Here is a 19406-nt window from a genome sequence, read left to right as displayed (position 1 = left end):
TCGGGAACGGCTCTAGCCTGCAAAGCGCCCGAGCGGGCTGCCGGTCCAGCGCACGAAGGCGCTCCCGGATCTCAGGGTCTCGACCATCGAAAAGCGATGTCGAGGCCGAGACTTGCAGATCCCCGCAAAGCCCGATCAGACGCTTCGCGCAATCTCGAGCTTGGCCAATTCAACGGCGGCGCGCAGCTCGATCTCGGCCATCAGGCCGTCGAGCCTCGGATCGCCGGAGAGACCGGCGCGCTCGTTCAACCGGCCGGCGATGGCACGCAGGTCCTGCGGGGCGACGCGGCCGCCGAGCAGCGCGGCTTTCAGCCGGTCCAGGCCGTCGAGCAGATCCTGTCCGCGCTTGGCCGTGCGCCGACGGCGCTCCTGCGGGGTGTCGGCCTCGGTCTGGAGCAGAAGGACCGCATCGAGCCCTGCCAGCGAGGCGGCGGCGGCCGGCGCCCCGGCGCCCGAAGTGGAGGCAGGAGCGGCGCCGAGGCTGAAGCCGGCGCCACCCTCGGGTCGCCGGGCGGCCGCGACACCGCCCGCGCTCTGGATCGGCTGGCGAGTCTCGACACGCATGATCCGGCTCGCGTTGCTCCAAGCGCCCCCGCGCAGAACCGGAAACTCGGCCTGCAGGGTTAAGCGCGGGTAAACGAGCCGGCAGAAGCTGCCGGGTCGGCAGCTTCTGTGCCGGCATCCCGAGGCCTCCCGGTTTCGGCAGGCGAGAAAGATACAGTCTGTTCAAAGGCTTGCGGCGTCAGCGCGACTGGCACGACCCTGGCAGGATGGCGGCAGGTCCGTTTACCCTCGAACATCCGGCATGCGCCCGCGTCACGCGTTCAGTCTTCTCAGGTTTCTGCTCGGTGCCCTCGCGGGCGCCGTGCTGATCGCCGCCCTGCCCGGCCCGGCCTTCGCCCTGTCGCGCGTCAAGGACCTCGCCTCCATCGAGGGCGTGCGCCAGAACCAGCTCGTCGGCTACGGCATCGTGGTCGGCCTCAACGGCACCGGCGACACGCTCAACAACATCCCGTTCACCAAGCAGTCCCTCCAGGCCATGCTGGAACGGCTCGGCGTCAACACGCGCGGCGCGACCATGCGGACGCAGAACCTCGCCGCCGTGATGGTGACGGCCAACCTGCCGCCCTTCGCGGCGCAGGGTACCCGGATGGACGTGACGGTCTCGTCGCTGGGCGACGCCAAGTCCCTCCAGGGCGGCACCCTTCTGGTGACGCCACTGCTCGGCGCGGACGGCGAGGTCTACGCGCTGGCGCAGGGCTCGGTGGCGATCGCAGGCTTCTCGGCCGAGGGCGACGCCGCCAAGATCACCCGCGGCGTGCCCACGAACGGCCGCATCTCCAACGGCGCCAACATCGAGCGCGAGATCGCGTTCAAGCTGAACGACGCCCGCTCCCTGCGCCTGTCCCTGCGCAACCCCGACTTCACCACGTCGAAGCGGATCGCCGCGGCGATCAACGACTTCATGGGCGCCGACACGGCCGAGCCCACGGATCCGGCCACGGTCACGATCCAGATCCCGGCCCGCTACAACGGCAACATGATCCGCCTGATCACCGAGGTGGAGCAGCTGAAGGTCGAGCCCGACCAGACCGCCCGGGTCGTGGTCGACGAGCGCTCCGGCATCATCGTGATGGGCCGGGACGTGCGCGTCTCCACGGTGGCGATCGCCCAGGGCAACCTCACCGTGACCATCACCGAGCAGCCGCAGGTGAGCCAGCCGGCGCCGCTGTCCAACGGCCGCACCGTGGTGGTGCCGCGCACCGGCCTGAAGGTCGACACCGGCGACGGCAACAAGCTCGCCCTGGTCAAGGAAGGCGTGAGCCTGCGCGAGCTGGTCGATGGCCTCAACGCGCTGGGCGTCGGCCCGCGGGATCTGATCTCGATCCTCCAGGCGATCAAGGCCGCCGGCGCGCTCCAGGCCGATATCGAATTGATGTGACGAACCGGACGCGGAGGGTCGAACCATGCTGCAACTCGCCAGTCTCGCGGCCAGCGCCGCCGCCAGCGTCGGGACTTCGGCCGCCGGGAGCGCCGTCGACGGGATCATCAAGACCGCCAACAAGGCGAAGGCCTGGAAGACCGCGACCGAGTTCGAGTCGATGTTCCTGGAGAACAGCCTGGATCGCCTGACCCAGTCGGAGGGCACCGACGGTCCCCTCGGCGAGAACGGCACCGGCGGCGGCGTCTACCGCTCGATGCTGACCAAGGAATACGCGACCCAGATCGTGAAGAGCGGCGGCGTCGGGATCGCCGATTCGGTTTTTCGTGAGATCATGAAGATGCAGGGTGCGGCGGGCGAGGGAGCGATCCATGCAAAGGGCTGAACCGCTGCGCGTCGCGGACCGCGTCACCGCCGAGGCGCTGGTGGCCGGCGTGCTCAGCAACATGGCTGCCCTCGAGGCCGTGCTCGACGAGGAGGCCGCCTACGTCCGGGAGGGCCGGCTTCAGGAGGGTGTGGCCGCAGCCGAGCCGAAGGCGGCGCTGGCCGCCGCCTACATGCAGGGGCTCGAGGTCGCGAAGGCGAATGCCGTGGCGCTGAAGCGCTTCCATCCCGACGGGGTCGAGACCCTGCGGGTGGCCCATCGCCGTTTCACCGCGGCCGTGGAGGCGAACCAGACGGTGCTCGCCAGCGCCAAGACCGTGTCGGAAGGGCTGATCAAGACCCTGGCTGAGGAGATCGGTCGGGCGCAAATGCCCACGGGGTATGGTCGGCAGACGCCGGCGCCCTCCCCCTACGGTCGCGGTGTCCGCAGCGGCCCGCTGGTCCTGTCGCGGAACCTGTAAATCGCGGCTCAGCGGCGGCCGGTGCCGATCCGAAGGTAGGTCCGGACCTCGCCGAGATCGGTGTCGGCGCGGTTGTCGATCGCGAGTCGGGCGGAAACGGCCGGGACGGCCGCGAGGCCGTGGCCGGCGCGCAGGTCCGCCCCGGCGGTGACGCGCCCCGAGATGCGGATGCAGTTGTCGCTTCCGGGCAGGCGCATGAAGCCCTGCCCCTTGGACGGGCACGGCACCGGCGCGGGGGTGACGGGCGCCTTCCGGACGTCGACGGCCGCGGCCGTCCCGCCGAGGGCCAGGACCGCCGCGACGGCCATCGGCAACCCCAGACGGCCGCGCATCTCAGGCGGCCCGGCGCGCGAGATCCCGGTGCAGCCCGTCGATGTAGCGCTCGACCTCGGTGATCGATCGGTCAAGATCGGGCTCGAGGATGCGCAGACGGGCGAGGTCGCGCAGGAGGATGTCGAGGGCGATGGCGCACTCGTCGGGGTGTCCATAGCCCGCGACATACGTTTCGACGGTCCGCTCCACCAAGACGCGCGCGTTGCACGGGGGTGCGGCTCCGAGACGAAGGATCAGTGCGATCGGTCCGGACAGCGGCATGCCGGCCTCTCCTCGATCGAGAATCAGCGCACGTGCGCGTCGATGATTCGAGGATCAATCCCGGAAAGCGGCAAGACTATGGTCATTGCGGCTCAAGACGACGCATTCTCACGCCGCCCCGCAATCGGCCGACGCCGCGCGGTTCCGGTTCGATCTCGGCATTGGCGTCAGCTGATGTAGTTCACAAGCGACAGCTTCGAGAGCGTGGCGGTCACCTGATAGCTGGCCTGGAGCCGGTTCTGTACGTCGAGAAGCTTGGCCACGACTTCCTCGGTGGGCGCCTGTTCAATTCCGTCGAGGGTGTTCTGGACGGTGTTCTGCGTGGCCTTGTTGGTGGTGCTGGCGTTCGAGAGCCGCGTCGCCGCGATGGTGAGCTGCGTGACCGTGTCCTGAACGCTGGGCGTATGGTCGGCGGAGGCGAGCAGGCTGCCGGCCTTGGTCGCCACCGTCTGGTAGGTGTTGTAGGTGTTGGCGTCGTTCGTGGTGGGCAGGCCGAACGCCATGGTCGCCAGGCCGGCCAGGACGTTTTGGACCGTGGGGTCGTTGGCCCGGGCACCCGTGCCGACGCTGCCGGTGGCGCTCACCTGGACCGACTGCGTGTCGATCGCGGAGGTCGGCTTGGCCGGCGTCGTCGAGGTGTCGTAGGTGTTCTCGCCCTGGTACCAGAGCACCGTGTTCTGGGGCGTCGCTGCCGTGTAGCCGACCGGCCTTTGGCTGGCGTCGTACACGATGCGCTGCGGCATGACCCCGGACCCCGACGGGCCGCCATTCGCAGCGCCCGCGAAGAAATCCGACGCGACCGCCGCGGTGGCGTTGACCGCCAGCGTGCTGCCGGCCGCACCCGTCAAGGCATTGTTCAGCGTGGTCGACAGGGACGCCATCGTCTGCGCGGGCGTCGAACCGATGGCGAAGCTGGTGGTCGATTTCGGGTCCGCGCTGGTCGCGGCCGTGAGCGTAACGGTCGTCGAGGTGCCGTCCGCCATCTTCAGCGCGAACGTCACGGTGTCGCCGACGGCCGGCTGGGTCGTCATATTCAGGGTGAAGGTGCCCGGGCTGGTGCCGGTGCCGGCCGTGTAGGTCGAACTGAGCGCCGAGCCGGTCGTCGTCGGTGCGCCGGCCAGGGTGAAGCCGAACTTCCCCCGGGTCGCGTCGTTCGACTCCTCGGTAACCTGGACCGTCGTGGTGGGATTGGCCGGCGTCTGCGTCAGGCGACCGTTGCCCCCTGCCCCGAGCTCCGCGGTGACCCGCTGCGAGATCAGGGTCGAGAGACCGTCGAGCTTGTTGCCGCCCGAATCGGTCGTGCCGTTGAGGATCTTGTCCGCGTCGACGACCGGTTGGGTGGTGGTGTTGGTTCCGCCGAACAGGTAGTTGCCCGCCGCCGACTCGTTGAGCGTGTCGAGCGCCGTCTGCAGGTTGGCCATCGCCGTCGAGCGACCGGCGACCGAGTTCGCCGCGACGCTCTGCAGGCCGTTCTGCAGCGCCGCTCCGGTGCTGGTCCCGAGGGTCGCCACCTGCGTCAGGCTCGTGACCGCCATGCTGGTCCGAGTCTGCGCGGCGGTGATGCCGGACGCGTAGCCGCTGAGCGCGCTGAGGGTCGCCTGGGCGGCAAGGGCGGTCGAGCGCCCGGAGCCCAGGCCCCCGTACGTCTGCGAGACCTGCCCGCTGGAAAGCTGGTTCGACAGGTTGTTGAGCTGGCTCTTCAGCGTCAGGAGCTGCGAGGCATTCCGGGTCGTCAGGTAGGAGCCGGCCGCGAAGGGGGCGATCGTCGTCATGATCAGATCTGCAGCAGCTGAGTGAGCATATCGCGCGCCGCCGTGAGCACCCGGGCGTTGGCGCCGTAGGCGGTCTGCAGGGCGATCAGGTTCGACATCTCCTGGTCGATGTTGACCCCCGCCCCGGAGGAGAACCGGCTCTGGGCCGTGGAGAGCGCGGTCTGCTGGGTGGCGTCGAGCGCCGAGGCGTTCGAGGCCGCCGCCCCCTGTGAAGCGATGACGTCCTGGGCGAAGCCCACCACGGTCGCGCGGTAGGGGGCCGAGACGCCGCCGATGCCGCTGGACGACGAAAAGGTCTGCTGGGTGGACGTCAGCGCCGAGAACAGCTTCTGCGCGCGCGCGCCCGACGCGCTCGTATCCGTGGCGCTCGTGGCCGTGAGCGCCGACGTGTTCCCCGACAGGGCACCGTTCACGGTCAGGCGCTGCGCGAAACCGGTGAGCTGCGAGCCGCCGTCGAACGAACCGGTGTAGAGCTTGTTGCCGGTGCCATCGACGAACAGCGCGATCGACGGGTTGCCGGTGTTCAGGTCCGAGGCCGAGACGGCCGAGACGTTGGCGGTCGCCGCGGCGACGACCTTGCCGGCCGCCGCCAGCGTCAGGGTCGCGCTCGTCGCGGTCGAGGACACCGGGGTCGCCGACAGGGTCGGCAATTGATAGGCGCCGCCCGATAGGTTGAAGGTGGAGAACGCCGACTGGATCGCCGCCGCGTAGGTGCTCGGGCCGCCGCTCGCGTTGAAGGTCAGCGTCAGCCCGCTCGCGTCCGTCGTCTGGGCGGCCGGCACGATCGTGCCGCTGGAGGTCGCCGAGGCCACCAGCGTCACGTTGCGGACCGCTCCGTTGTTGTCGGTGACCGGGAACGTGATCGTGTTGCCGGGCTGCATCGTCGGGACGGTGACCTGCGTGTCGGTCCCGCTGTAAGTCCCGGTCGTGGTCGTGTTCGTCAGCGCGGTCGAGAGGCCGGCGGCGAGGTCGTCGAGCTGGCGCTGCGCCTGCGGCAGGGTCTGGTCGCGCATCTCGATCTCGGCGGCCAGGCTGCCGGACCGGAGCACGCCCGGCGCGCCGAGATCGATCTTGCCGCCGCCCGGCAGCGTCGCCGTGATGGTGCCCACCGTGCGCTGGCTCGGATCGGTGGCGTAGCTTGCGGAGGCGTCGAGGACCCCGCGCCCGTCGAAGCTCAGGCTCGCAGCGTTCCCGCGATCCACCAGCGTCACGCCCGACTGGGTCATGACCGAGACAGTGCCGTCCCGCTGCTGGACCGTCTGCACGTCCATGTAACTCGACAGGCTGTTGATCGCCTGATCGCGCTGGTCCTGCAGGTCGGTCAGGGACGCGCTGTCGGTGGTGTTCTGGATCTTGCCGTTCAGCTTCGCGATGTTGGACAGGATCGTGCTCGCGGCACTCGTGTCGGTGCCGAGCTGCGATTCGATTCCGGTGCGCAGGTTCTGCACCGTGCCGGCGGAGCTGTTGATCAGGCTGGCCAGTGCCGAGGCGTTGCCCAGGACCGTCGTGCGCGCGGCCGCCGAGGTCGGATTGGCGGCAAGCTCCTGGAGGGATTCGGTGAAGGTGTTGAGCGTGCCGTCGAGGGAGGTCGAACTGCCCGGCGTCCCGTAGAGCGCATCGAGCTGAGTGGCGATTCCGGACTTGGTGCTGGTGTAGGCCGCCCCCGAGGTCTCCAGCCGGAGCTGGTTCAGGGCCGCAGCGTCGAAGCTGCGGGTGATCTGCCCGACGGCGACACCCGAATTGTTGGGGCCGTTGGCGACCGTCGAGAGGGTGCGCTTGACGTAGCCCGCCGTGCCGGCATTGGCGACGTTCTGCGAGACGACGTTGATCGCCGCCTGCGTGGCGGCCAGCCCTGCGGTCGCGGTGGAAATCGCGTTCAGCGACATGTCACGGCCTCCGCGGCTCGAATCCCGTCGTCAATCAGCGGATCACGTTGAGCAGATCAGACATCATCGTCTGGGCCGTCGACATCACACGCGTGTTCGCAGAGTAGGCCTGCTGGGTTACGATCATCTTAGAGAACTCGGTCGCAATGTCGGTATTGGATTGCTCGACGCTGGCGCCCGAGATGGTGCTGCCGTTGAGACCCGCCAGCGGCGGCCCGGAATCGGCCGACTGAAGATAGTTTCCGTTGGAATCGGCTTTCAGCCCGTCGGGATTTGCGAAGTTGACGATCCCCACGGAGGCGAGGGCCACCACCGAGCCGTTCGAGAAGGTCCCGTTGACCTTGCCGTCCGCACCCATCGCGACGCTCGTGAGCGTACCGGAACTGTTCCCGTTCTGCGTCAGCGAATTGGTCGTCGCCGCGCCTGACGTGTCGGCGTACTGCGTCAGGCCCGCCGAATCGATGTTCATGTTCAGGTTCGAATAGGTGTAGTCGCCGATCGTCACCGGACCGAGAGCGACCGGGTTGCCCGACGGGGATGTCAGCTTGCCGGTCGAGTCGAACGTGAAGGTCGTGCCGACATTGTTCCAGTCGGATGTGCTGAGCGCGGTCGGGTCGGTCGCGTAGTACAGGTTCCACTTCGCCGGCTGGGACGGCGTCGTCGAGGCATCCTGAACCTTGGCCCAGCGTGTCGTCAGCGTAACCGGCGCACCCGTCGACGTGTAGATTGGCAAAGACGGACCCGCGATGCTGTTGCTCAGGAAGGTCGTAACGGCGCCGGCCTGGGTCGAATCGACCTTGACGCCCGTCTGCCCGGTACCGTTGAGCACGACGGCCGAGGCATTCTGGTCGTAGAGATCAGAGCCCGATGTCGAGGAGGCCGACGTGTTGGGAGTCGCGGGCAGATTGGCCGCGTAGGTGATCGTCGTCGTCGCCTGGGCCGGAAGCGACGTGTTCCCGAGCTTGATCAGCCCGGTGCTGGTCGTCTGACCCGTGATCGGATCGAGATTGGATCCGGTCAGGTACCCGCCCGCGCCGTTGACGAGATAGCCGTCCTTGTCCTGGGAGAAGTCGCCACGGCGCGTATACAGGTTGGTGCCGCCGAACGTCGCGGCGCCACTCGCGTCGCCGGTCTTCTGCACCACGGTGAAGAAGCCCTGGCCGTTGATGGCCATGTTGGTGGGCACGCTCGACGAGACGATGTTGCCCGCCAGCGTATTGGTGAGCTGCGACTGGGCCAGCACCGATCCGGCGACCTCGCGCTTCGGCGTCGATTCGGACATCAGGTCGACGAAGCTGGTGTCGATCCGCTTGAAGCCGGTCGTCTGCGAGTTCGCGATGTTCCCGGAGATGTTGCTGATGGCGTAGGATTGCGCCTGGAGTCCGGAGACCGAGGTCTGAAGGGCGGTGAAAAGATCCATGGCGAACGATCCCGATGCGCGCCGCACTGACCCGCAGATTCGGGGTCCGCAACCGTCGTGCCAGGGCTAAGCCCTTGATAAATCAGAGCCCTGGCGCCCGGGACCCGGCAGGCTTCGCCGAGCGCGGCGGCCGGCTCGGCAGATCCTGCCGGGTGCGATGTCTCCCGGTACGGTCCCGCTCGCGCGGCCCGCGACGTTTACGGGGTGTTATTCCAGACGCGCGATGATGCCCGCCGGGCTAGGTTCGGGCGCGGAGCGTCCTGCCCGGAAGCACTGAACGGGTACGGATTTCGGATCTCGGGGTCATGCGGGCGAAACGGACCAGCCTCGTCCACATCATCTACTTCTCGCGTCTCAATCTGTCGTCGGACCCGGCGAAGAGATCAGAGCAGATCAACGAGATCGGCCGGACCGCCCAGAAGAAGAACGAGTTCGCGGTGATCACGAGCTTCATGATCATCGAGGGCAATTTCGCCTGCCAGGTGATCGAGGGCGAGCGCACGTCGGTGCACGAGACGTTCGACCGCGTGAGCGCCGACAGCCGGCACCGGGAAGTTCAGATCAACGAGTGGCGCGAGATCACCAAGCGCGAGTTCGTCCATTCGTTCAAGAGCGCGCAGCGCACCGCCGGCAACGACACGCTGTTCGCCAAGGCCAACCTCTTGCCGATGCTCCAGCGCGGCACGCCGAAGGCGTCCGCGATCCACAGCCTCTGCCTGTCGCTCCAAGCCGACGCGATGACCCGTCAGGGCATCGACCACCTCTTCATCTGAGTCGCCGATGTCCGAGAGCGATACGCCCCCGATCCTCATCGTCGACGACCAGGAGAAGCTCCTCCGGCTCATCGTGATGCTGATGACCCGCATCGGCTTCCCCGATGTGGAAGGTGTCACCAACGCGCCCGAGGCGCTGGAGCGGATGCGGCAGCGCCGCTACGCCCTGGTGATCTCCGATCTCGACATGGAGCCGATGGACGGGCTCAGCCTGCTGCGCGAGATCCGCGCCGACGACGCGCTGATGAACACGCCCTTCATGCTCACCGAATCGTCCTTCGATTTCGAGGACATCAACCTCGCCCACCAGGCGGGTGCCGACGCCTTCATCCTCAAGCCGTTCGACATGGCGGTGCTGAAGACGAAGCTGAAACAGGTGCTCAACCGCAAGCCGCGCAAGCGCGAGGCGCCGATGGCGGCCGAGTCGAGCCTGAGCGTGGAATTCCCGATGCTGGGGAAGTTCTGAGGCGCCTGTCCTGCAGGGGCAGCCGCGGGACGAGCGCCCTTCGCCCCCTCACGCCGCCCGCTTCTGATAGTCCTTCACGTCGGTGAACCGCACCGCCGGATAGCGCTCCTCCTCGTAGCGGAGGGAGAAGGCGGTCGTCGCCATGAAGACCGGCGCCCCATCGAGGTCCTTGGCCATGGCCGAGCCGTGCGAATCGATGAACTTGTCGAGGTCGGCCTCCGAGTCGGACGACACCCAACGGCAGACCGAGAACCGTGAGGTCTCGTAATCCACCGGCAGGCCGTATTCGGCCTGGAGCCGCTCCTTGAGCACGTCGAGTTGGAGCGCGCCGACCACGCCGACGATCGCCTGACTGCCGTCCTGCGGAACGAAGACCTGGACGACGCCCTCCTCGCCCATCTGCTGGAGCGCCTCGCGCAGCTTCTTGGCCTTCATGGCGTCGGTGAGCTTGATCCGGCGCAGGATCTCGGGAGCGAAGCTCGGCACGCCGCGGAACACCAGATCCTCGCCCTCGGTGAGCGTGTCGCCGATCCGGAGGGTGCCGTGATTCGGGATGCCGACCACGTCCCCGGCATAGGCCTCGTCCGCGATGGCGCGGTCCTGCGCGAAGAAGAATTGCGGGGCCGACAGCGAGATCGGCTTTCCGGTGCGCACCAGTCGCGCCTTCATGCCCCGGTTCAGCTTGCCCGAGCAGACCCGCATGAAGGCGATGCGGTCCCGATGGTTCGGGTCCATGTTCGCCTGGATCTTGAACACGAAGCCGGTCATGCGCGGCTCCGTGGGCTCCACGAGGCGCTTGTCGGCGTCCTGGCCGCGGGGCGGGGGCGCGACCTTGGCGAGRCCGTCGATGAGGTCGCGCACGCCGAAATTGCGCAGCGCCGAGCCGAAGAAGACCGGCGTCAGGTGGCCTTCGCGGAACGCGTCGAGGTCGAACGGCTTGAGGCCGCCCTCGGCGAGCTCCACCTCCTCGCGCCACGCAGCCGCGGCGCCGTTCTCGGTGAGCAGCTCGTCGAACAGCGGGTCGTCCGGACCGGACACCGCCACCATCCCGGCATCCTCGGCGGCGTCGAGCCGGCGCACGCGGTTGCCGCCGAGCTCATAGGTTCCCGAGAAGTTGCGGCCGGTGCCGATCGGCCACGTGACTGGGGCGACGTCGAGGGCGAGCGTCTTCTCGATCTCGTCGAGCAGCTCGAACGGGTCGCGGGCCTCACGGTCGAGCTTGTTGATGAAGGTGACGATCGGGATGTCGCGGAGACGGCAGACCTCGAACAACTTGCGCGTGCGCGCCTCGATGCCCTTCGCCGCATCGATCACCATCACGGCCGAATCGACCGCCGTCAGCGTCCGGTAGGTATCCTCCGAGAAATCCTCGTGGCCGGGCGTATCGAGGAGGTTGAAGACGCAGTCGCCGTACTCGAAGGTCATCACCGAGGTGACCACCGAGATGCCGCGCTCCTTCTCGATGCCCATCCAGTCGGAGCGGGTCGAGACCCGGTTGCGCTTGGCCTTGACCTCGCCGGCGAGCTGGATCGCGCCCCCGAACAGCAGCAGCTTCTCGGTGAGCGTGGTCTTGCCCGCGTCCGGGTGGGAGATGATCGCGAAGGTGCGCCGCCGCGCCACCGGATCGGCCGGCTTCGCTTCGGTCTTGGTCTGCATCAGCATGGAGCGAACGCTCTGGGTCGGCGGAACGTGGTCGCGCGGCGCGCGGCCTCGCGCGGTCTCGGGCGGTGGATCTCGGGATCGTGTAGCGGCAAGCCCCGATATTGGCAAAGACGCGGGCTTCACGGGGCGGCCTTTCAGGCACGGTACAGGGCGCCGGCAACAGGCTGCCCCGGCCGATCCACCGTCCGGGCAAGGCTCCGATGTCGCGCGCCGCCACACGCCGTCTTCTCGTGACCACGCTGCTGCTGGCCTCGGCGAGCGCGGGCCTCCGTGCGGCGGACGCGCCGCCGCCCGCGGCCGCCGACGCCGCCTTCCTCAATGCCCTGACCTGGGGGGCCTCGCCCGCGTCCTTCGCGCAGCTTCAGGCCGAAGGACGGGTGCGCTGGCTGCAGGCACAGCTCCATCCGCCGACCGAAACGCGCCTGCCACCGGCCGCGCAGGCCGAGGTCGACGCGCTGACGCCGCAGGGCAGCCTGCTCGAACGCGCCCAGGCCCTCGACGCGCAGGCCAAGGCGTTCAAGGACATCGCGGATCCCGACGCCCGGAAGGCCGCCCAGCAGGCGTTCCAGGCCGCGCTGAACACGCATGCGCGGAACGCCGCCTCCGTCTGGGTGCTCCGGGCGCTCTACAGCCCGGACCAGCTGCGCGAGCGGCTGACGTGGTTCTGGTTCAACCGGTTCAACGTCCACCAGGGCAAGTCCACCCTGCGCGCCGCCGTGGGCGACTACCTCGACACGGCGATCCGCCCGCACGCCCTCGGGCGATTCCGCGACTTGCTCATGGCGAGCCTGCGCCACCCGGCGATGCTGCGCTACCTCGACAATGCCGACAACGCCGCCGGCCGCATCAACGAGAACTACGCCCGCGAGATCATGGAGCTGCACACGATGGGTGTCGGCTCCGGCTACACGCAGGGCGACGTGGAGGCGCTGGCCCGGATCCTCACCGGAATCGGCATCGACCTGAAGCCCGAGGATCCGAAGCTCCGCCCCGACCACGCCGCCGACTTCCGGCGGGACGGATTGTTCGAATTCAACCCGAACCGGCATGATTACGGCGACAAGGTCTTCCTCGGCGGGCACATCCAGGGCCGCGGCTGGCTGGAGGTCGAAGAGGCGGTGGACCTGATCGCCCGCAGCCCCGCCACCGCGACGAACGTCTCTCGGGCGCTCGCCGCCTACCTCCTGGGTCAGGCGCCGGACGAGGCGCTCGTGGCCCGGCTCGCGGCCGTCTTCAGCCGGAGCGACGGCGACATCGCCGCCGTGACGGAGGCCCTGGCGCGCGAACCGGCGCTGACGGCCGAGCGCAGCGGCGCCTTCAAGGTTCCGGTGCGCTACGTCTTCTCGGCCCTGCGCATGGCCTACGACCAGCGCGTGATCCGCAATGCCGGCCCGGTGCTCGGCTGGCTGAACCGCCTCGGCGAGGGGCTGTTCAACCGCTCGACGCCGGACGGGTACCCCCTCGACGCCGCCGCCTGGAGCGGTCCGGGGCAGCTCGCGACGCGGTTCGAGATCGCCCGGCAGATCGGGTCCGGATCGGCCGGCCTGTTCAAACCGGCGCCGCCCGATCAGGCCGAGGAGCCGGCCTTTCCGGTGCTCGCCAACGGGCTCTACTTCTCGACCGTGTCCGCCACCCTGTCGGCGGCGACGCGGGCGGCCCTCGCCCAAGCGGTCTCGCCGCAGGACTGGAACACCCTCTACCTCGCCTCGCCGGAGTTCATGCGATGAACCGTCGCGATCTGATCCGCGCCGCCGCGGCGCTGGGCCTGTCCACGGTGGCCGGCCGCGTCTGGGCGGCCCCGAAGGCCGATGCGCGCCTCCTCGTGGTGTTCCTGCGCGGCGCCTACGACGCCGCCAACGTGGTGATCCCCACCGGGAGCGATTTCTACTACCGGTCGAGGCCGCATCTCGCGATCGCCAAGTCGGACGCCGCGGACCCCAAGGCTGCCCTGGCGCTCGACGGCGACTGGAGCCTGCACCCGGCGCTTCGGGACACGCTCCTGCCGCTCTACGCGAACGGTCAGGCGGCGTTCGTACCCTCCGCCGGCACCGACGACCTGACCCGGAGCCATTTCGAGACCCAGGACACGATCGAGATGGGCCAGAACGTGGGCTCCGCCCGCGACTACAATTCCGGCTTCATGGCCCGGCTCGCCGCCGAGCTGACCCGGATCCGGCCGATCGCCTTCACAGACCAGATGCCGCTGATCTTCCGGGGCCGCGAGACGGTGCCGAACATCGCCATCAACGGCGTCGGCAAGCCCGGCATTGACGACCGGCAGGCCCGCCTCATCGCCGCCATGTACAGCGACACCAAGCTGGCCGCCGCCGTGGCCGAGGGGTTCCGGGTGCGCGACGCGGTCTACCAGTCGATCTCCGACCATGCGGCGCAGGCCGACCGGGGGGCGGTTTCGCCCAAGGGCTTCGAGCTGTCGGCCCGGCGGATCGGCCGCCTGATGCGCGACACGTTCAATCTCGGCTTCGTGGATGTCGGGGGCTGGGACACCCACGTGAACCAGGGCGCCGGCACCGGCTACCTCGCCGACCGGCTCGGCGAACTCGGACGCGGCCTCTCCGGCTTTGTCGAGGAGATCGGGTCCGGCTGGTCCGACACGGTCGTGGTGGTGCTGTCCGAGTTCGGGCGCACGTTCCGGGAGAATGGCAACCGCGGCACGGATCACGGTCACGGCAGCGTCTACTGGATCCTGGGCGGCGGCGTCCGGGGCGGCCGCATCGCGGGACCGCAGGTCCGGGCCGACGAGGCGCACCTGTTCCAGAACCGGGATTATCCGGTCCTCACCGACTACCGGGGGCTGCTCGGCAGCCTGTTCCGGCGCCTGTACGGCCTCGATCAGGCGAGCCTGCGCCGGATTTTCCCGAGCACCGACACGACGGATCTCGCGCTGCTGTAGGGGCCGAGTCGCCGAAGCGTCGCACCCACCCGTCCCTCTCAAGCCTGGGCTTTCGGCGCCACCGTCATCGCGAGCGCAGCGAAGCGACCCAGGGCAGCATGACATCGGCAGGCGTCGCGCGACACTGGATTGCTTCGCTGCGCTCGCAAGGACGACCGTGCGCACGTCGCACAAGCGTGTTGACACTCCTCAGGGAGACTCGACACCAGCGCGCGAAACACCTTTTGAAGGGTTGGCTCAGCACTTCGGTGTCCACCCGCTCAGGCCGCCGCGGCGGCCAGCGCGCGCAGGTCGCCGACCAGCGCGTCCACCCGCTCGGGCCGCGCATCCCAGGCGAACATGAACCGCGCCCCGCCCCCGATGAAGGTGTAGAACCGCCAGCCGCGGGCGCGCAGCCCGTCCATGGTGGTGGCCGGCATCGTCAGGAAGACGGCGTTCGCCTCCACGGGGAACAGCGCCCGCACCCCCGGCAGCCCGGCGACCGCCTCGGCGAAACGCCGGGCGCAGGCATTGCCGTGGGCGGCATTCCTAAGCCACGCGCCGCTCTCCAGCATGCCGACCCAGGGGGCGGCGAGGAACCGCATCTTGGAGGCGAGCTGGCCGGCCTGCTTGCAGCGGTAGCCGAAATCCTCCGCGAGCCGCCGGTCGAAGAACACCACGGCCTCGCCGGCATGCATGCCGTTCTTGGTCCCGCCGAAGCACAGGACATCGATACCCGACCGCCACGTCATGTCGGCCGGACTGCAGCCGAGGCTCGCGCAGGCATTGGCGAAGCGCGAGCCGTCCATGTGCAGGGCGAGCCCCAGTTCACGGCACGTCGCCGACAGCGCCCGCAGGTCCGCGAGGGTGTAGACCTGCCCCGTCTCGGTGGGCTGGGTGATCGTCACCACCCGCGGGCGCGGGAAGTGGATGTCGCTCCGGTTCTGGGCCAGACCGCGGATCGCATCCGGCGTGAGCTTCCCGCCCTCGGTCCGGACGGTCAGCAGCTTCGAGCCGTTGGAGAAGAATTCCGGTGCGCCGCACTCGTCGGTCTCGACGTGGGCCGAGTCCGCGCAGATCACGCTGTGGTAGGACTGGCACAGCGCGGCCAGCGCCAGGGCGTTGGCGGCCGTGCCGTTGAACGCGAAGAACACCTCGCACTCGGTTTCGAACAGGTCGCGGAACGCGTCGGCGGCCCGCTCCGTCCAGGCGTCCTCGCCGTAGGCCGGCGCATGGCCCCGGTTGGCCGCCTCCATGGCCGCCCAGGCTTCCGGGCAGATGCCGGAGTAGTTGTCGCTGGCGAATTGCTGCGAGTCGTCGTGTCTCATCCGCGCAACCTAGCACGGCGGCGGCGCAGATGGATCGCGCAGGCAGGTTGGAACTGGTGCGCGCTTGGTGTAATAGCCCCGCCAAGGCGTGAGCTCCACGCCGATTCGGAAACCGACGTTCCCGTCCCTCCCGGGTTCAATCCGGGCGAGGGACGTTGCCGGTTTCCAGATCGGCGGCGGGCCGCGTGAACCCAGAACTTCAGGTCCAGAGGATCAAGTCCGTTGCAGGTACTCGTTCGCGACAACAACGTCGATCAAGCGCTCCGCGTCCTCAAGAAGAAGATGCAGCGCGAGGGCATCTTCCGCGAGATGAAGCAGCGCAAGGCTTATGAGAAGCCGTCCGTGCGCAAGGCTCGCGAGAAGGCCGAGGCCGTCCGCCGCGCCCGCAAGCAGGCCCGCAAGACCGCGATCCGCGAGGGCCTGATCGCCGCGCCGAAGCCGAAGCCCCGCTTCCCCGCCGGCGGCCGCCGTCCCGGCTTCCCGTCCCCGTCTCCGACGCAGGCCCCGGGCGGCAGCGCCGCCGGTCAGGCCCCGGCCGGCACGACGCCCGCCGCCTGAGCTGCCCCGAACCGGTTTTGAGAGAGCCCGGCCCGCGCGAGCGGTCGGGCTTTTTCTTTGGAGCATGCCGGGCGACGCCGGACCCGCGGTTGCAGCGACCGACCCCGGCCCCATCCGGCAAGCACAATGACGTGACCCGGCACTGAACCACGAGGGCCGCTGTCGAGCCGCCCTCGGTCGCGCCCCTGCGCGTGATGTCGGAAAGGGGCGCGGTACGGGTTCGCGCCCTGGGCTCAGGCTGCCTTCGCGGCCATGGTTGCGTGCTCGGCCTGGACCAGCACGTCGAGGGCTCGCCACGGCTTCTGGATGTAGACGGCCTGATCGGGCAGCCGTGCATCCCGGCTCGCCCCGGAGGTGACGACCACGCGCACGCCCGGCCAGCGCCGCTTGACCGCCTGTGCCAGGGACACGCCATCCATCGCGCCCGGCAGCCGCACATCGGCGAAGAGCAGCGCGACGGTGACGTCCGACCGCTCCAGAACCGAGAGCGCAGCCTCCGCAGTGTCGCAGGCGATCACGCCGAGATCGGTCTCCTCCAGCACCGCGGTCGCGAGGTCGCGCACCGCCGCGTCGTCCTCGACGACGAGGGCCACGGGGCCGGAACTATCGGGCGTTGCGCGATCCATGAAACTCTCCTGCTGCCGGTAGGTCGCCCCGTCTCGGGCTGTCGCCTCAGGGGCGAACTTCTGATTCCCCGATTCGGCCATGCTGGCCTGACATGAGTCGGCTCACAAGAGTCGGGTCGCTCGAACGGGGCATGCCTGCCCTGCGAACAGCCAGCCCCATTTTGATGCGGAACGCTCGAAAATGGCGCAGTTTCCGTGCGGTTAAGAAACTGTTCACCGGCGTGGACCGACTGTTAACCTCCTGCGACGGAACGTCTCCGCCTGAGGCGCGGCGTTGCATCGGATCGAGTGCGGATCACAGCGAAAGGATCATCGTCCGACATGTGCCGTTTCCTCGCCTATAGCGGTGAGCCGGTCTTCCTCTCCGACCTCGTCTGCGCGCCCACCCATTCGCTGGTGCATCAGTCGCTGCACGCCGACGAAGGGAAGACCGAAACCAACGGCGACGGGTTCGGTATCGGCTGGTACGCCGAACGGCCGGAGCCGGGTGTCTATCGCGACATTTCCCCGGCTTGGTCGGACGAGAACCTCGTGAACCTCTGCGGGCAGGTCCGGGCGCGAACCTTCTTCGCCCATGTCCGCGCCTCGACCGGCACCGCGACCGCCCGGGCGAACTGCCACCCGTTCGTCTACGGCCGGCACCTGTTCATGCATAACGGCCAGATCGGCGGCTACCATCGGATCAAGCGCCGGCTCGAGGCGCTGATCCCGGACGCCTATTACGACCACCGCCGCGGCAGCACCGATTCCGAGGCGATCTTCCTGCTGGCGCTGGCCAACGGCCTGGAGGCCGATCCCGTCGGCGCCATGGCGCGGACCTTGAAGACCGTCCGCGAGCTGATGGAAGCCGCCAACGTCTGCGAGCCGCTGCGCTTTACGGCGCTGCTCACCGACGGCGAGACCCTCACGGCCTACCGCTGGGCCTGCGACGGTCGTCCGCCGAGCCTGTACTTCCGCGAGGGGCCGGGTGGCATCGTCGTGGTCTCGGAGCCGATCGACGGCTGCCGCGAGGGGTGGCAGGTGGTGCCGAAGGGCGCAACCCTGCGTGCCCGTCACGGGACGGCCACGGTCGTGCAGGCTCCGGAGCCTGCCCGCGCGGCCGCCTGACGACAGGCCGCCCCAGCCATACCGCCACGGGGATTGCCGAGACGCGCCACATCGCCACATTCCGCCTGCGGCCGAAGGTGCGGCCGAGCGGGAATCGACCGATGTATCCGGATACCGAGCTTCACATCGCCGGGCGCTGGCGCGCGGGTGCCGACCGCGACACGTTGGGGGTCCTCAACCCCGCCACGGGCGAGACGATCGGCCAATGCGCCGTCGCCACCACGGCGGATCTCGACGAGGCCCTGGCGGCCGCGTCCCGTGCATTCCCGGCTTGGCGGAAGGTCGCCCCCTTCGAACGCGCCAAGGTGATGCGCAAGGCGGCCGACCTGCTGCGCGCCCGGGTCGACGAGATCGCCCGGATCATGACCCTGGAGCAGGGCAAGCCCCTCGCCGAGGCGCGCGTCGAGACTTTGGCGGCGGCGGACATCATCGACTGGTTCGCCGAGGAGGGGAAGCGCGCCTACGGCCGCGTCATCCCGGCCCGCGCGGACGGCGTGCTGCAGGTGGCGGTGCGCGAGGCGGTGGGTCCCGTGGCCTGCTTCACCCCCTGGAACTTCCCGATCAATCAGGCGGTCCGCAAGATCTCGGCCGCCCTCTGCACCGGCTGCACGGTGATCCTGAAGGGACCTGAAGACACCCCGGCGAGCTGCGCCGCCCTGGTGCGGGCCTTCCTGGATGCCGGCATTCCGGGCGACGCTCTCTCGCTCGTCTACGGCGACCCCGAGACCATCTCGGCCTACCTGATCCCGCACCCGGTGATCCGGAAGATCTCGTTCACCGGATCGACCGTGGTCGGCAAGAAGCTCGCCGCGCTCGCCGGCGAGCACATGAAGCGGGCCACCATGGAACTCGGTGGCCACGCCCCGGCGATCGTGTTCGGCGATGCCGACGTGGAGAAGGCCATCGCGGTTCTCGCCCCGTCGAAGTTCCGCAACGCCGGTCAGGTCTGCGTGTCGCCGACCCGCTTCCTGGTCCACGACTCGGTCTTCGACCGCTTCGTCGAGGGCTTCACCACCTTCGCCAAGACCCTTCAGGTCGGCGACGGGCTCGATCCCGAGACCAAGATGGGTCCCCTCGTCCACGCGCGGCGCCTCGACGCCATCGCGGCGCTCACGGCGGATGCAAAGTCCAGCGGCGCGACGCTGCGCGCCGGCGGCAACCGCATCGGAAACCAGGGCAACTTCTTCGAGCCGACGGTCTTCACCGAGGTGCCGCTGACCGCCCGGCTCATGAAGGAAGAGCCGTTCGGCCCCGTCGCGATGATCAACCGGTTCTCGGATGACGAGGAGGCGCTGACCGAGGCCAACCGCCTGCCCTACGGGCTCGCGGCCTACGCCTACACCCGCTCCGCCGAGCGGGCGGCCCGGGTGTCGAACACGGTCGAGAGCGGGATGATCTCCATCAACCACCACGGCCTCGCCCTGCCGGAGACGCCGTTCGGCGGCGTCAAGGATTCGGGCTACGGCAGCGAGGGCGGCCCGGAGGCGCTGGACGCCTACCTGGTCACCAAGTTCGTCACGCAGGCGAACTTCTGACA

Annotated in this window: 19 protein-coding genes; 10 read left to right on the top strand and 9 right to left on the bottom strand. The window is 69.0% G+C overall.

All coding sequences use genetic code 11. The features are described from left to right. Window positions 1–135: 135 nt before the first annotated feature. The gene (locus AC1DXK_RS15545; protein WP_457107736.1) at window positions 136–564 is read right to left on the bottom strand and encodes a flagellar assembly protein FliX; all 429 of its coding nucleotides are present in this window, start codon (window positions 562–564) and stop codon (window positions 136–138) included. 241 nt (window positions 565–805) lie between these two features. Here AC1DXK_RS15545 and AC1DXK_RS15540 point away from each other — a divergent pair, with 241 nt between their 5' ends. The 3 genes from AC1DXK_RS15540 to AC1DXK_RS15530 are packed head-to-tail and all read left to right on the top strand — an operon-like array spanning window position 806 to window position 2787. Next, complete coding sequence (locus AC1DXK_RS15540) at window positions 806–1942, top strand: flagellar basal body P-ring protein FlgI (protein ID WP_457107735.1); 1137 nt, start codon at window positions 806–808, stop codon at window positions 1940–1942. Window positions 1943–1967: 25 nt separating this feature from the next. Continuing rightward, a complete protein-coding gene (locus tag AC1DXK_RS15535; RefSeq protein WP_457107734.1) occupies window positions 1968–2327 on the top strand; it encodes a rod-binding protein in 360 nt (119 codons plus the stop codon). Further along, window positions 2314–2787, top strand: coding sequence for a hypothetical protein (locus AC1DXK_RS15530; protein WP_457107733.1), 474 nt, complete (start codon window positions 2314–2316; stop codon window positions 2785–2787). The genes AC1DXK_RS15535 and AC1DXK_RS15530 overlap by 14 nt, the downstream gene beginning before the upstream one ends. Window positions 2788–2795: 8 nt before the next feature. Here AC1DXK_RS15530 and AC1DXK_RS15525 read toward each other — a convergent pair whose 3' ends face one another. From AC1DXK_RS15525 to AC1DXK_RS15505, 5 genes are all read right to left on the bottom strand, one after another. Then, complete coding sequence (locus AC1DXK_RS15525; protein ID WP_457107732.1) at window positions 2796–3119, bottom strand: porin; 324 nt, start codon at window positions 3117–3119, stop codon at window positions 2796–2798. Window position 3120: 1 nt separating this feature from the next. Next, window positions 3121–3381 (bottom strand): hypothetical protein, encoded by a 261-nt coding sequence (locus AC1DXK_RS15520; RefSeq protein WP_457107731.1) that lies wholly within the window; start codon window positions 3379–3381, stop codon window positions 3121–3123. Between the two features lie 167 nt (window positions 3382–3548). After that, window positions 3549–5153 (bottom strand): flagellin, encoded by a 1605-nt coding sequence (locus AC1DXK_RS15515; RefSeq protein ID WP_457107730.1) that lies wholly within the window; start codon window positions 5151–5153, stop codon window positions 3549–3551. A gap of 2 nt (window positions 5154–5155) precedes the next feature. Beyond that, entirely contained in the window at window positions 5156–7039 is a 1884-nt protein-coding gene (flgK, locus tag AC1DXK_RS15510) for a flagellar hook-associated protein FlgK (RefSeq protein ID WP_457107729.1), read from the bottom strand. Between the two features lie 34 nt (window positions 7040–7073). Beyond that, the gene (locus AC1DXK_RS15505) at window positions 7074–8459 is read right to left on the bottom strand and encodes a flagellar hook protein FlgE (RefSeq protein WP_457107728.1); all 1386 of its coding nucleotides are present in this window, start codon (window positions 8457–8459) and stop codon (window positions 7074–7076) included. A gap of 305 nt (window positions 8460–8764) precedes the next feature. On the opposite strand from AC1DXK_RS15505, the gene AC1DXK_RS15500 reads away from it, so the two are divergent. Next, entirely contained in the window at window positions 8765–9232 is a 468-nt protein-coding gene (locus AC1DXK_RS15500) for a BLUF domain-containing protein (protein WP_457107727.1), read from the top strand. Window positions 9233–9239: 7 nt separating this feature from the next. After that, entirely contained in the window at window positions 9240–9698 is a 459-nt protein-coding gene (locus AC1DXK_RS15495; RefSeq protein WP_457107726.1) for a response regulator, read from the top strand. A 48-nt stretch (window positions 9699–9746) separates the two neighbouring features. Here AC1DXK_RS15495 and AC1DXK_RS15490 read toward each other — a convergent pair whose 3' ends face one another. Beyond that, the gene (locus tag AC1DXK_RS15490; protein ID WP_457107725.1) at window positions 9747–11360 is read right to left on the bottom strand and encodes a peptide chain release factor 3; all 1614 of its coding nucleotides are present in this window, start codon (window positions 11358–11360) and stop codon (window positions 9747–9749) included. A 200-nt stretch (window positions 11361–11560) separates the two neighbouring features. On the opposite strand from AC1DXK_RS15490, the gene AC1DXK_RS15485 reads away from it, so the two are divergent. After that, the gene (locus AC1DXK_RS15485; RefSeq protein WP_477298276.1) at window positions 11561–13087 is read left to right on the top strand and encodes a DUF1800 domain-containing protein; all 1527 of its coding nucleotides are present in this window, start codon (window positions 11561–11563) and stop codon (window positions 13085–13087) included. Next, on the top strand, window positions 13084–14271 hold the full coding sequence (locus tag AC1DXK_RS15480; protein WP_477298274.1) for a DUF1501 domain-containing protein: 1188 nt from the start codon (window positions 13084–13086) through the stop codon (window positions 14269–14271). Before AC1DXK_RS15485 ends, AC1DXK_RS15480 begins: the two co-directional genes overlap by 4 nt. Window positions 14272–14531: 260 nt before the next feature. Here AC1DXK_RS15480 and AC1DXK_RS15475 read toward each other — a convergent pair whose 3' ends face one another. After that, window positions 14532–15578 (bottom strand): threonine aldolase family protein, encoded by a 1047-nt coding sequence (locus tag AC1DXK_RS15475; protein WP_457107722.1) that lies wholly within the window; start codon window positions 15576–15578, stop codon window positions 14532–14534. A gap of 222 nt (window positions 15579–15800) precedes the next feature. Between AC1DXK_RS15475 and rpsU the strand changes: the two genes are divergently transcribed. Then, on the top strand, window positions 15801–16136 hold the full coding sequence (gene rpsU / locus AC1DXK_RS15470) for a 30S ribosomal protein S21 (RefSeq protein ID WP_457107721.1): 336 nt from the start codon (window positions 15801–15803) through the stop codon (window positions 16134–16136). Between the two features lie 233 nt (window positions 16137–16369). Here rpsU and AC1DXK_RS15465 read toward each other — a convergent pair whose 3' ends face one another. Beyond that, on the bottom strand, window positions 16370–16762 hold the full coding sequence (locus AC1DXK_RS15465) for a response regulator (RefSeq protein WP_457107720.1): 393 nt from the start codon (window positions 16760–16762) through the stop codon (window positions 16370–16372). A 321-nt stretch (window positions 16763–17083) separates the two neighbouring features. Between AC1DXK_RS15465 and AC1DXK_RS15460 the strand changes: the two genes are divergently transcribed. Beyond that, window positions 17084–17869, top strand: coding sequence for a class II glutamine amidotransferase (locus AC1DXK_RS15460; protein ID WP_457107719.1), 786 nt, complete (start codon window positions 17084–17086; stop codon window positions 17867–17869). 101 nt (window positions 17870–17970) lie between these two features. Further along, entirely contained in the window at window positions 17971–19404 is a 1434-nt protein-coding gene (locus AC1DXK_RS15455; protein WP_457107718.1) for an NAD-dependent succinate-semialdehyde dehydrogenase, read from the top strand. The last annotated feature ends 2 nt before the right edge of the window (window positions 19405–19406 follow it).

The organism is Methylobacterium sp. P3_A11 (assembly GCF_056403155.1).
This window is presented reverse-complemented; position numbering and strand designations above follow the sequence as displayed.